12 protein-coding genes and 1 pseudogene are annotated in these 13,348 nt (G+C 55.7%); 10 read left to right on the forward strand and 3 right to left on the reverse strand.

The annotated features are described in order from the left end of the window. From E8A46_RS26840 to E8A46_RS26860, 5 genes and pseudogenes are all read left to right on the forward strand, one after another. Nucleotides 1-155, forward strand: a 155-nt coding sequence (locus E8A46_RS26840; RefSeq protein ID WP_291567683.1) for a DUF3365 domain-containing protein, incomplete at its 5' end; no start/stop codon positions are given. 110 nt (nucleotides 156-265) lie between these two features. Then, on the forward strand, nucleotides 266-2,971 hold the full coding sequence (locus E8A46_RS26845; RefSeq protein ID WP_291567663.1) for a response regulator: 2,706 nt from the start codon (nucleotides 266-268) through the stop codon (nucleotides 2,969-2,971). Between the two features lie 9 nt (nucleotides 2,972-2,980). Continuing rightward, on the forward strand, nucleotides 2,981-3,352 hold the full coding sequence (locus E8A46_RS26850) for a response regulator (RefSeq protein ID WP_291567686.1): 372 nt from the start codon (nucleotides 2,981-2,983) through the stop codon (nucleotides 3,350-3,352). A gap of 21 nt (nucleotides 3,353-3,373) precedes the next feature. Next, a complete protein-coding gene (locus E8A46_RS26855; protein WP_291567667.1) occupies nucleotides 3,374-4,966 on the forward strand; it encodes an adenylate/guanylate cyclase domain-containing protein in 1,593 nt (530 codons plus the stop codon). 847 nt (nucleotides 4,967-5,813) lie between these two features. Then, nucleotides 5,814-6,077: pseudogene (locus E8A46_RS26860) on the forward strand (DUF3750 domain-containing protein); the annotation flags it as partial. A 1,079-nt stretch (nucleotides 6,078-7,156) separates the two neighbouring features. On the opposite strand, the gene E8A46_RS26865 reads toward E8A46_RS26860, so the two are convergent. After that, a complete protein-coding gene (locus E8A46_RS26865; protein WP_291567669.1) occupies nucleotides 7,157-7,627 on the reverse strand; it encodes a hypothetical protein in 471 nt (156 codons plus the stop codon). Between the two features lie 531 nt (nucleotides 7,628-8,158). Here E8A46_RS26865 and E8A46_RS26870 point away from each other — a divergent pair. Both E8A46_RS26870 and E8A46_RS26875 read left to right on the forward strand, forming a co-directional pair. Next, nucleotides 8,159-8,458: a hypothetical protein gene (locus tag E8A46_RS26870; RefSeq protein WP_291567671.1), complete on the forward strand. Its 300-nt coding sequence runs from the start codon at nucleotides 8,159-8,161 to the stop codon at nucleotides 8,456-8,458. 696 nt (nucleotides 8,459-9,154) lie between these two features. Beyond that, a complete protein-coding gene (locus E8A46_RS26875) occupies nucleotides 9,155-9,805 on the forward strand; it encodes a LysM peptidoglycan-binding domain-containing protein (protein WP_291567673.1) in 651 nt (216 codons plus the stop codon). A gap of 97 nt (nucleotides 9,806-9,902) precedes the next feature. Here E8A46_RS26875 and E8A46_RS26880 read toward each other — a convergent pair whose 3' ends face one another. Then, the gene (locus E8A46_RS26880; RefSeq protein WP_291567675.1) at nucleotides 9,903-10,298 is read right to left on the reverse strand and encodes a hypothetical protein; all 396 of its coding nucleotides are present in this window, start codon (nucleotides 10,296-10,298) and stop codon (nucleotides 9,903-9,905) included. Between the two features lie 842 nt (nucleotides 10,299-11,140). Then, nucleotides 11,141-11,602, reverse strand: coding sequence for a hypothetical protein (locus tag E8A46_RS26885; RefSeq protein WP_291567677.1), 462 nt, complete (start codon nucleotides 11,600-11,602; stop codon nucleotides 11,141-11,143). A gap of 522 nt (nucleotides 11,603-12,124) precedes the next feature. On the opposite strand from E8A46_RS26885, the gene E8A46_RS26890 reads away from it, so the two are divergent. The 3 genes from E8A46_RS26890 to E8A46_RS26900 form a co-directional block, all read left to right on the forward strand. Continuing rightward, entirely contained in the window at nucleotides 12,125-12,541 is a 417-nt protein-coding gene (locus E8A46_RS26890; protein ID WP_291567679.1) for a hypothetical protein, read from the forward strand. Between the two features lie 179 nt (nucleotides 12,542-12,720). Then, on the forward strand, nucleotides 12,721-13,038 hold the full coding sequence (locus tag E8A46_RS26895; protein WP_291567680.1) for a co-chaperone GroES: 318 nt from the start codon (nucleotides 12,721-12,723) through the stop codon (nucleotides 13,036-13,038). A 30-nt stretch (nucleotides 13,039-13,068) separates the two neighbouring features. Next, the coding region (locus tag E8A46_RS26900; RefSeq protein WP_291567681.1) for a TCP-1/cpn60 chaperonin family protein at nucleotides 13,069-13,348 on the forward strand (280 nt) is incomplete at its 3' end.

A 13,348-nucleotide genomic window follows, 5' to 3' on the forward strand; every position in this document is an offset into this window, starting at 1 on the left:
CTTCTTACCGGATGATGATGCCTGAATATTACGCAGCTTCGTGCCTGAGTTGTCACGGGTTGCCCAAAGGTGAAACCGACATTACGGGCTATCCCAAAGAAGGCGGCAAAGAAGGGGACCTCGGCGCGGTGATCAGCGTAACTTTATTCAAATAGCAACAAATGATGTCGCGACTTAGCCAACCTTCGTCCGGTGAGCCCTCCGCATTAAGCACTAGTGGTGCTGGGGAGCGTACGGTTACGACCCTCGCCACGAAGCATCAACAGTGATTTTTCGCCTCACCATCCGCGCCCGTCTGATCATTTTGTCGGGCGCGTTGCTGTGCATGCTAATTGCCACAAATTTATATCTGACGACTAAGCTCGCAAACAATACCGCTGCCGTGGCTAAGGAAACTGAGCTGAGCGGCATTATCGATTCAGCGAACAACGTACGGATAGCATTCGGCGAAATGAGGTACTGGCTCACGGATCTTGCCGTGAGTCTGCTCACCCCATCGGAGCGTAACGCTAAGGCTGCCCGCGGCCGCATGGACGGGTATCTCGATCAGCTCTCGCTGCGGAAGCCCGATTTAGTCGCGGCGGTCCGCGCCGAGCGCGATGAATTTGAGAAGGCCGCCAACGATGCGGTTGATCGCTATACGAACAATCAGCGCGTCCTCGGCAATTCGCTGTTAGCGAAGGCCCGCGACCACAGCGTCAAAGTCGACGAATTACTGATTTCACTAATCAATAATCTGAGAGCGGAGCTGGCGACCGAACGCGATCAGATCGTTGCGGACGTAACCTCGGCAGCGCAGCGAACGGTGATTGCTGATCTGCTGATTGTAGCTTTAGGCGTGTTGCTCACATTTGTGGTTCTACGTTCGATCGCGGTTCCACTTCGCCAACTGGTAGGGGCCATCGATGGCCTGAGCGCGGGTAACCTCGCGGTGCCAATCCCGCAGGCTAGCCCTGACGAAATCGGAACGATGGCACACACCCTTGGCTTGTTTCGTGACAGTCTCAGGGAACGTGATCGCTTCGCTGCCGAAGCAGAGGCGCAGCGCAAGACGATAGCCGCGGCGATCGCTACGATCTCCGAAGGTTTCGTACTTTACGATTCTGAAGACCGGATCGTTCTTTTCAACGAACAATTCCGGGATATTTATCCGGGGCTTGCTGATATCATCAAAACTGGGACGACGTTTGCTGAGGTGCTGGAGGCGGTGGTGTCGCGGTCGCTTATCGATCTTGGCGGCCAGAGCCCGCAAGACTGGATTGCGGATCGTAAGGCACGGCACGCGGGCTCAGGCGGCCTTGCCGAATATCGATACGGCGGTCGCTTTGTCCGCATCAGCGAGCGGCGTATTCAGGGTGGAGGCACGGTCGCCGTCTACTCCGACATTACGGAACTTAGACAACAGAACCTGGAACTCGAGGAAGCGAGAGAACTATCGGAAGTAGCCAATCGGACCAAGAGCCAATTCCTGGCCAATATGAGCCACGAATTGCGCACTCCGCTGAATGCCATCATTGGCTATAGCGAGATCCTTCAGGAGGACGCGGCTGACAACGGTCAGGAGCAGCTCATCCCCGACCTCAAGAAGATCGAAGGAGCTGGGCGTCATCTGCTTGGCCTCATCAATGACATCCTCGATCTCTCGAAGGTTGAGGCCGGCAAGATGGACGTATTCATTGAAGACGTTGATATTTCATCCCTTCTCGATGAAGTGAAGTCGATCATCACGCCTTTAGTCGCCAAGAACGGCAACAGGCTCGATCTGCGCATAGGGGACAATCTTGGCAACATGCGCACTGACCGTACCAAAGTGAAGCAGTGCCTTCTCAACGTTCTAAGCAATGCCAGCAAATTCACCCAGGACGGCAAGCTCACCGTTGAGGTGCTACGCCTTGAAAAGGATCGCCCGACCATTCAAATGACGATCTCCGATACGGGTATTGGAATGAGCGAGGAACAGCTCGGTCGGCTCTTTCAGGCCTTCAGCCAGGCCGATGCTTCGACAACCAAGAAATTTGGCGGAACCGGTCTCGGCCTTGCCATCACACGACACTTTTGTCGCCTGCTCGGCGGCGACATTTCTGTTGCCAGCCGGATTGGAGAAGGATCAACCTTCACGATTGTCCTTCCCGATCATGTGGCGGACCCCGAGCGATCCGAGATGCCGATCGACTTGGTCCAGGAGTCCGCTCATGAGTCTGCCGACAATGGCAAGTCGTCCATCACCGTGCTGGTCGTCGATGACGACCCTGCTTCGAGGGATTTGCTCACAACGAACCTGAGGCGGGAAGGTTACCAGACCATCCAGGCGCGCGGTGGCGACGAGGCGCTCGAACTTGCCCTCAAGCTGAGGCCGGACGCGATCACACTCGACGTTTTAATGCCGAAAACAGATGGCTGGGCCGTTCTCGGCGCGCTTAAGGCTAACCCAAAGCTTTGCGATATACCTGTTATCATGGTCACCGTGGCCCCCGACCGCGGTATTGGTCTATCGCTCGGCGCCGCCGAGGTCATGACTAAGCCCGTTGACCGCGCAGGGCTCATGTCGCTCCTGCGCAATCTTTTGTCTCGTGACGGCCCGATACTGCTGGTCGAGGATGATCCTGCAACCCGGGAAACAGTACGGAACACGATCCAGAAGATGGGGTTGACTGTCGCAGAAGTGACCAACGGGCGGTTGGCATTGTCCTGGCTTGCCGAGAACCCGGCGCCGGCCTTAATCCTACTGGACTTGATGATGCCAGAGATGGACGGTTTCGAGTTTCTGGATACGTTTAACAGCCGCATCGACTGGCGCCATGTTCCCGTGGTTGTCATCACAGCTAAGCAATTGACTGCCGCAGAACGCGGAATGCTCTCGGTGCGAACGGTTATCGAGAAGGGCGATTCAATTGACAGAGATATCGCTGCGGCGGTTGCAAAGGCCGTGGGCCGCCGTCCCGCGCGCGGCGGCTCAGACGTGATAATTTGATGGTGCATGATGGCCAAGATATTGCTGGTAGAAGATAACGAAATGAACCGCGATATGCTCTCGCGCCGCCTCATCCGAAGTGGATTTGAGGTCGTGATGGCAATCGATGGCGAACAGGCGGTAGCTTTGGCCCAAAGCGAACTTCCCGATCTAATTTTGATGGACATGAGCTTGCCAGTGATTGATGGGTGGGAAGCGACAAGGCGCGTTAAAGCTGCCGAAGTAACATCTAATATTCCAATCATCGCACTAACGGCACACGCCATGTCGGGTGATCGAGAAAAGACACTCAACGCCGGATGCGACGACTACGACACAAAGCCAATTGAGATGCCGCGCCTACTTGGAAAGATCAACGCTCTCCTGCGACGCTCCCAATGATGAACTTTGGTTCCGATCAAAATGACTGATTCAACCCAGCGCATCGAGCGCGCGCTCACTGCTTTCGTTCGCCAGGAATTTGGGGCGCCGATAGCTACAATCATGGGGCTGACCGAGATCTTAATCGAAGATGCCCATAGCAGAAAGGACGAATCGTTAGCTTTAGATCTTGATCGCATTCATTCGGCAGGTCGTCTGCTTCAGGAGCAACTCGATCGATTGGTAACTCTTGCCACGCAGGGTTACTTGGGGGCCGGGGATGATTCTACGGCCCTCCGGACTACACTCCGGCACGATTTGCGGACACCGCTCAACGCGGTCAAAGGTTACAGTGAGCTGATCTTGGAAGACGCGCGCGATAACGGTCGGGAAGATCTACTGACCGATATTTCAAAGATCGTAGCCGCCGCCGAGCAACTCCTTGGACAAATCGATCGGCTGATTGGCTTGACCGAGGTAGGCTCTTCAGATGCACCTCAGGCAGTCGGAATCCCAACACGCGATCTGGTCGCCGAGATTTTGCGATCGATTCAACCGATCGTGTCTAAACCTAAGACAAATTTTTTGTCGGGCAGGATCCTGGTGGTTGACGACACGGAAGCCAATCGGGACCTGCTTTCGCGCAGGCTTCGCCGTCAAGGTCACGCAGTTGATACCGCCGATGGCGGACGATCCGCCCTGGAGGCGATGTCCAAATCCGAATTTGATCTGATCCTGCTTGATCTGATGATGCCCGATATAAATGGACTGCAATTATTAACGTGGCTCAAAGCGAATCCAACGGTCCAGCACATTCCCGTAATTATGATCTCCGCACTGGATGAGATCGACAGCATCGTGCGTTGCATTGAGGCTGGAGCTGAAGACTACGTTCAAAAACCATTCGATCCGGTGCTTCTGGGCGCGCGCATCGAAGCATCCTTGGAGCGAAAGCGGCTGCGCGACCGCGAACGGGCATTTACGGACGAGTTGCGAGTGGAGAAGGGCAAGACTGAATCCCTTTTGCTCAACATCCTGCCAGGAACGATCTTAAGCAGGATCCGCAAAGGTGAAAGCGCGATCGCCGACCGATTTACCGATGCGACGATTCTTTTCGCGGATTTGGTCGATTTTACCAACCTTGCCGACCAACACTCCCCCGGTCGAATCGTGGAACTGCTCAACGGGTTGTTTTCCGCTTTTGATAATCTGGCTGGGCGTCTTAAGGTTGAAAAAATCAAAACCATCGGCGATGCCTACATGGCAGCCGGTGGGCTGCCAGAAGAAGGTCCTGGTCATGCACTTTCGGTTGCGGAGATGGCTCTTGGCATGATCGATGCCGTACGGGAGACCGGAAAACGCTTTGACGAGACGCTCCAACTACGAATAGGCATCCATTCCGGGGAGGTAGTCGCTGGCCTTATCGGTCGGCACCGGTCGATCTACGACGTCTGGGGTGATACGGTCAACATAGCAAGCCGCCTCGAGTCCACTGGGCTGCCCAACCGCATTCAAATATCGGAAAGCACTTACCAACGGGTCAAGGATGTGTTCACCTGCGAGTTGCGGGGTCCCGTCGCATTGAAGGGGAAAGGTACAATGCTGACCTACTTTCTCGGCGAACGGATCAAATAAAGCTACGGACCGTGTCCCCGGACGCCCACAGCGCCGTAGCCGAGATTTTGTCGAAGCGGTCACGCTACTTGATGGCCACTGCTTCCGCTTCACCCGTGCCGACCCCAATTTTGAAGCGGCCTGGATTCGCAAGCTAGATGTTATGGAAAAAGTCGGCCAGTGGCTGATTTGCAGTCGTCTTTCCGTTCGGACTTAGAGAACGAACGTGGCCAATTGATAGAACGCGTAGGCAAGCTCCAAGCCGATGAGAACCAAGGCTGCGATCATCAGATAAGGGCTAAAATGCATGAGGGCTTGAAAACCAATGTGCCTTCTTGAAACGGTGGGTCTTGCGCGAATTTCAAACAACGCTCAATAGGCTTCGCTGCCTGACGACTTTTTTGGCATTTCGACAGGAAGGCTTCCGCCGCCGCGGAAGTGATACTCTTGTCGCTAACCTCTTCTTGGCCGGAGGTCTCTTGTTCGACGCCAGTTCCTGCTTGTTCACGCGCCGTAGAAAATCTTCATTCCCCACAGCACGACGGCGATGGCCGACACCAGCGTGGCCAACGCCAATACACTTTCTAAGGAAGCGACTTTCATACTACTCTCCGCTTCCCAGCCCCGTTAGCGGTCTAGTTGATTCGTCCCGTCCATCGCAATCGCGCGGTCAACTGCGTTGAACGCCGGCGAGCGAGTGTGGTTTGCCGGCCACATAATCTCCGTAGAATCCCGGATTGGCGCTCGTGGTGGCGTGCCCACTCCCAAGCCAGCGCGGGAGAGGACGCCTACCTGCCCCCTAATCATCAGCCGCTCAAGGCGGCCTTTCCGCCCGTTCTTCCAGGAGCGGACACTACGGCTCGACATCGCAGTACTCTCTGCCGTTCCCGAACTTGAGGCGGTCCTGCCGCCGACGGCGATCGGCAAAGACTATCCGTACGAAGGCGATTGGTTTGGACCAACGCCTTCCCGTACCAGCATTTACGCATCGCTCGGCAGTTATCTTGGCCTCACGATTGGTTGGGTCGAAGGTCTTGAGATCAATTTCTTCGGTGCGGTATTGGGTTTCGACATTCGTCGGCCGGCGCTGAAATTTCCCGGCATCGGAAGGTTGGGTGTGCCGGCATTCTAAGGTAGACACCTGCCAACGGCTCAGTAGCGCTCATCGGAAGTCATTAACTTTAGCGACAAATTCGGGCGCAATCCACGGGCAGAGCCTCAAACCCGCCCTTTAACCGCCCGATTCGATGCAGACGGTGCAGTGCGCTTTGCGCTGGGGCTTAGGATGATCAGGACAATCTGGCTCGCGACGATCTGTCTTGCGGTACTGGGCACGTTGGCCGTCGGAAAGGCCGTCGTAACGCGCGCCAACTCCTCAGTTATAGGACAACCGACGGACCAGCGGACCGTTGGCATTGACCTCACACAAGATACGCTAAGTAAGGCCGATCGACTTGAGATCGCCTACGTGCGCCGAGAAATGCCGGCCGTTTCAGCATTGCAGCCATCCGAGCCCATCGCTCCACCGATAGCAATGGTCAACTCACCTGCCGCGACCCAAATTGTCGCCCGGCATTGGCACGATCCAAATGCCCTCTCATCGGGCATAAAGCGGATACAAACGAAGCAGACCGCCTCGAACAAGAAGAGCAGGACCGACGACGGCAAAAGCAATCAAGCTGCCGATCGTTCCAAGCCTGCAGAGCCGGTAAAGCCCTGTAGCCGACCCGGCGCCGTTGGCGACCTCTTGCGGTCCTTGAATTTATCACCGGCTTGCGAGTCGTAATCGGCAGCTGTCGTCTTTAAGTGCAGCTGCTTCGGGAATGGAGAGCTGAATAAGGGCAGAAACAATCTGCTCAACGTTCGACCCCATGCATCTCGAACCTTGGCATATCTACTATGGGGACGTGCGAGCTGGCGTGAAGCGCGCTGGAATTCCCAACGACGAATATCGTTACCTCACCCGGTCCCTGCTCGTTTCCAGTCCCTTCGTGATCTCGCGCGCCATCTTCGGGCCACCCACTCTATGAAAAAGCCGTCGCTGGGACGATTCAGCGACGGCTCTCGCGCACAATTGACCACCAGAAGGTCATGCACATGGTGCGCTGCGATGGTTAATGCCGGGTTACCGATGTTTGGCCTAGCAGCCCCAAGGCCCACAGATTGCGCAGCCGTTAAGGGCCCTGTAGCTTGCTCGTCGCGCGGCAGTTTTCAATGCAGGTTGAACCAGCTTCTGGCTAGCTGCCCGGATATGATATCCACGAAGGATAATTTGGTCGGAGGGGCCGCTGTCGCCGAGCCACTGCGCGCGAGCCCAGAGGTGTTCGACGGCGGAGGTTGGTAAGAAGCAACTTTGTCCTGCCCGCGTTTAACTGCCTTCGGCCGTTTTTTGGCCAAGTCAACTATCATCGGAGGCGGATCCACTGAAGCAAATGATTGCAGTGCCCGCCGCTCGGCGGGGATTGCATTGTTGAACAGCATCGGTGGCGGCACTATTGCGGGCTGATTGGTGTCAATAACCACACGTTCGGGCGGCTGCTGAATTGACGCTATCCGAATAATGGGCCTGTCGATGGCCTCGTGAGCCGGTTCCGGCAAAGGTTCGGGAAGAAGCCAATTTGCGACGAACAGTAACGCAAGAAGTGATGTACCAACCCAAACGATGTATCGTACGACAGGCATAAGAATCTCTCGCCGTTGTGACGAGAGCAAACGCCGCAATTCCTGACAGTCGGTTATAGAACGTGGTTACTGCCGAAATTCCTGCTAGGCACGTGAAGCTACCTCGACGTTGTCCACGAGGTCGTGAACTCTTCATATCCTCGCCAAGGAAGATCCCATTTTGTTGGGCACTCCGGGATATCAAATCCGAACGTCCAAAATTGTTGTCGATTAGCGAAACCGACTTGGCCACCTTGGTCGAATTTGGTTTGATCGAGATCCGGACGATGTGCCGGTTCTTATGCAGGCCAGTCACGACGGCCAAGATTAACGTCGTTCAATGCGCGCCGTGGCAACCGGTAAGGTCCCTTATAACCCCGAGGATATCCCGAGAGTTCGCAATTTGCAGATGTTGGTAATGAGGGGTTAATTATAGTTCATCCGTTCCAAACGTCAGCATCGCGAGGCAGCGAACTTCTCCGGGCTCAATCTGTTGTTCGACGATATTTTTTTTCGCCGGTTGTGCCAGACGATTGCGTCCGGAGGAATGAAATGAAACAACAGGTTCAACTCGGTACTGAGAGCGGCATTGTGTCGCGCGAGGCGGTCAAGCAGATCAGCATGATGATCACTGACCTTGCTCGTAGCGTTCAAATTTTAAACGCTGACATTGCGGCCCAGAAAGCGCGTCCGCGCGCCGATGATCTGACGTTCACGAGGCTTTTGGATACGCGCCGCCACAATCTCATGGTCACGATTGCTTCTTTGGAGGACCGTCTCGAATCCATCAAAAAGATGCGTTCCCGGGGGTATACTCGCGCCGCACCGCCTAGCTCAGGGCGCTGCATGTAGCTTGGGGTCAAAAGCTAGTTTAGCACTGGGCGCGAGTGTGGTCGCCTCTTTACCTCAACAACGGACGTGAAGTCCGCAATTCGGTGTTATGGAACCAGTAGGTTCGTATCCCCGTTTAACATTCGCCCGTCAAATGTTGCGGAATTTGCGCACAAGCGAAAGACAAGGGCCCGTCTGCCTTTGCCCATGACCAGACGCTATGGCCCACGAGCGATACGCCCAAGATTGCCAACGGCGGGGCGTTGCGTGGTCAGATTCGAACTCGCGAACGGGGTACCGGCGCGCCGGTGCAAGAAGCCAACATCTTGTTGCCTATAACTTCCCGTCTGAACCGACCACGCTTCGCTGCGATCTGCATTGGTCAGCACGACTGACTGATAGACTTTTCCGGTTAGGCGGACTTGATAACCGGAAAAAATCAGCCCAGGATAGAATCAGCTAAGTGTAGGCTGGCCAACGATTGTCTAAGGGGCGCGTATTATGGCTGCCACATCGATAGGCCGAATGGTCGTGCCGTCTCTGGCGCTTGTTGCGACATGTGCTGCAGCACTTGTCTTGGGTATCACGTACGCACGGCGCGAGCCGCCGGTTGAAATCAGAGCCCCGACTGCCGCGGCGGCGGTCTCGCCGGCTGCATCGGATGTTCGATATAGAGGCTCGGTTGCCGCCGTAACGGGACAATCTGAAGCAAACGCCGTGGCAGCTGAACTTGCCGTATCGCCAAGCTCGCCGGTCACCGATGGGTCCATCCCCGTCTTCGACATTGCCCGCATTGAGCAAACGGGCGATGCGGTCATCGCTGGCAGGGCCGCGCCAGGCGCGATTGTGGAACTGTTGCGCAACGGCGAGCGCCATGATCGAGCGGTCGCAAATCCAGCTGGCCAATTCGTCATGGTCCCTCCCCCCCTTCCCCCTGGGCACTACGAGCTGACGCTGAGGTCCAAATTGCCAGACGGCACGCTGGCAACATCCAAACAGAGCGTAGTGGTCGCGTTAGACGCGGTGGCGTCCAGCTCTGGCGCACTTCAATCGCACGCCGAAGTGCCGTTCAATGTTCCAGCGACAACGGGAACAAACAGGTTGCGGCATGACGTTGCTATGTCACGGCTGCCGCACACGGCTGCCGCCGGCCCGCCGCCAGATGGAGGCTCATCGTCGGCCGTGGTCGAGCCCACGATTGCGACAACGGTTGTATCACGTGGCGATAGCCTTTGGCGCATCAGCCGTGTCACCTACGGCGCTGGCACGCGATACGCCGTCGTTTACAAAGCAAACCGAGACCGGATCCAAGATCCAAATCGTATTTATCCAGGCCAGATATTTATCCTTCCAACGAAAGCGCGCTGAAACAGAGCAATTTCAATGCCCGCTGTTGCGGAGATTAGGCGTTATGTAACACACAAGTTCGAATCCCCCCGCCCGGCGTTGGCTCCGAGATCAGATGTCATGGGACGTGTGGTTTCGGATATCCACACGACAAATCTTCTGGATCTTCTGCAACGTTATATCCCCACATAAACAAGGCGGCTTCGATTTCTCTTGGACTCGCCTGGCATTCCATCGCGACTTGCCAGATTAGTTGGGATGCCGATCGCACCATCGAGGCATGGCAGCGATCCCTGGCGTTGCCGAACACTGCCGGAAAATGAATGCGGTTCGTCTCGGGGGACCGTTTGGCCTCTCGGTCCACGGCGAAAAGTAATTGCTCGGCAAGATCGTATTGATGAATTTGCCGTTCTTCCGTAAATCTGGCAACGAAGAAACCGAGCGCACCAGCGACCCGACCGTCGTAGATCACAAGCATCTGTTCGGGGTCGGCGAGGCTCACGAGCTTCGTCATCGTCGCGTTCGCCGTCAAACGGATCCAGCGACGCCTGTTCGTCTTTAATCAGATCGACTGCGTTGAAAAGCTTGACAGAAATCTCGTCCGCGTTGCGTTCGATCCACTCGAACGTCCCCTTCTGTCGATGCTTGTTATCCAGACCGCTCCAATGCATTATCGCTCGCAGGATCTCGCAAACATCATTATTGGAATGCCGTTGGATTGCGTACTGTAAGTCGGCGGCGAATCGATCTGACTCGGCCTTATTCTCGGAAAAGCTTTTTCCGCTCCAGGAATATTTCGATACCGCATCCGCCAGACCAACTGCCGACCATTTGCCGCCAATCATTCGGGACCATGCCGACGATTTTCCTCTGGAAGGAACGGTATAAGAATGATGGCGGCTCCCTCTCCACTCACGGGCAAGGAAGCTGCTAAATTCGCGAATTTGTTCGTGGTTCTCGTCGATTCTCCCCCTGCCACGGGGTGCCGCGGTAGAAAATGACGAGGGCGCTTGCGAGGTTACAGCGCTACTCGCCTCAAGACTGGTCATTTCGCGGCCCGCGCGGACCGCAAATCCGATTGGTTCTGCCATGATACGGCGCTATCTGACGTGATCGACGTTTCTGCGGATGAGGTTCGATAGCTCTACCAAAAGCCCCCGAAGCCGAGCATTTTCCTCAAGCAGCGAGTGAACGTCGTCAGTGTGCTCGTCAACCCAAAGTGACGATTCATCCTCTCGAAGCGCATCCTCAAGTAGCGGAAGACCGTCGTCGGTAGGTTCGTTAGTCCAAAGTGAGGGTTCAGAAGGGCGGCCTTGCTTGGTTCGCGGTGGTTGGTTCATGACCAAATACTCCAATTCAAAAACTGGACTTTGTCAAAAACACCCGATCCGCCGATCCGCCCCCAGAGTGAATTGAGTCGGCCGGCAAATTTGAGACCAAAATTTGAAACGCATTGAGAGGCGCCGCAATCACGCCGCTTTGCCGCCGGAAAAGATGAGCCCGCCGGATGGTCAATAAGACAACGATGTTGTCCCTACCTTGCTCGGCGACAAGGCCCAACAGGTTTATCGGCGGAGCGATGCAGTAGGGGAGCGCCACAGACTGATAGAAGCTGGTGCGCATATTGCCGGCCGAAGACAGCAACCAACATTGTGCTGTTACCCAAACGTTCATGTGGCCCGGCCGGTCGAAGTAACAGCGGCGCTGATATTGAACGTTATGGAAGAACTCGGCCAGTGGCCGACTAGAACTCTGGAACTTTCTCTCAGTTCGCAGCCAGCTGCCGCAGCTTCGAAATGGCCAATCGGCGCTGTCCATTTGATCCGGGCTTCCCTGCCAATCTCAGAGCCGGAGCACCAAGGCCGTCGTATACTAATTCAGCCGCCTCGGGTGAGACGACCCTTAGAACGATGAGATGATTGCAATCGCCCCGAAAAGCGACACTATTCCCCGCAGTGATCTTAACTTCCACATTGCCGCGAGTCTTCCCGCGGAGTGGGAACTGCAACAGGCGCCGACCAAGCGTTGAATGGCACTTCTGCTATGGCGCCATAAGCGGACATTCCTCTGACGCGCCATCCAAGTCCGCTAAGTGTCATAAGCGGTCATTCAACGATGGTGTCAGCGCGCAAGCGAAAAGGTTCCAAAAGGCGCTTCTCCTCCATTAACCCTGTCGGCAAACGCCCTGTACGTAAGTCAGGTTCTTACCTGGGCCGCCGCCAAGTTGCCTCATTAGATCGGAGAATTTCCACCGGCACTAATCCTAGTCGGGGAAGCATTATGCTGAGAATAATGTTGTTGGGGCTCCTCATCCCATTGGGTGTGGGAGTACTAGCGGCGATGGAACTCAAAACTCCACCGCGTAGTTTAGTAACAGTCGTTCAGCCCCTTGCCGAGACAACCGTAGGCATTTCCGATTCACATGGCGCGTTGGCGAAGGCTGATCGACTTGAAATTACCTATGCGAGAAGCGAGACGCCAACGCAGCCTGGTCTAGTCGACGAACGCATTTCTCCGTTGGAAGCTACCACTATCGGTTCTCCGGAGGCCCCGAGGATTATCAACCGCCATCGGCACGATCCCAAAACAAAGAAAGTCACTACCGCTGTCCTTCCTAAGTCGAAGCCAAAGACCACCGATATCAAGCGAACTGCTATTCCCGATCGTTCAAAGGCCGCCGGCGACACCGAGCCCTGTCGGCTAAGTGCGTTTGGTGGCTTGCGTAAAGCTTTGAATTCATCCGGCTGCGAGATCTAATTCAGTGAGCCGCAATCCCGCCTGGAACGGCTTCGATCGCTCTAACCTGATTGGCCCACCCCATGGAAACAACTGGCGAGGCCCTTGCGTCCCACCATTACGCGCTTATACAGAGTATCTAGCACTCGCTCATTGCGACTGCCAATCCAGAAATAATCACAAAAGCTGAGGAGGATCGCATGAAATTCCGTCCGCTTCACGACCGCGTTGTGGTCAAGCGCATCGACGCCGAAGAGAAGACCACCGGCGGCATCATTATTCCAGACAGCGCCAAGGAAAAGCCCTCGCAGGGCGAAATTACGGCGGTTGGCCCAGGCGGCCGCGATGAAGCCGGCAAGCTAATTCCGATCGATCTCAAGGTGGGCGACCGCGTGCTGTTTGGCAAATGGTCCGGCACCGAGGTCAAGCTCGATGGTCAGGAACTGCTGATCATGAAGGAAAGCGACATCATGGGCGTTCTCACCGATCTGCCCACCGCAAAGAAGAAGGCCGCGTAAGCGCCTATCCCCATTTCAAGGAACAACATCATGGCTAGTAAAGAAGTTAAATTCGGCGTTGATGCGCGGGACAAGATGCTGCGCGGCGTCGACATTCTTAACAATGCGGTCAAGGTCACGCTCGGTCCCAAGGGCCGCAACGTCGTGCTCGATAAGTCATTCGGCGCCCCCCGCATCACCAAGGACGGCGTCACCGTCGCCAAAGAAATCGAGCTTGAGGACAAGTTCGAGAACATGGGCGCCCAGATGGTGCGCGAAGTCGCCTCCAAGTCGGCCGACGCGGCCGGCGACGGCACCACCACCGCGACCG

Origin of the sequence: Bradyrhizobium sp., from assembly GCF_004799445.1 — a bacterium.
Classification (GTDB): domain Bacteria; phylum Pseudomonadota; class Alphaproteobacteria; order Rhizobiales; family Xanthobacteraceae; genus Bradyrhizobium.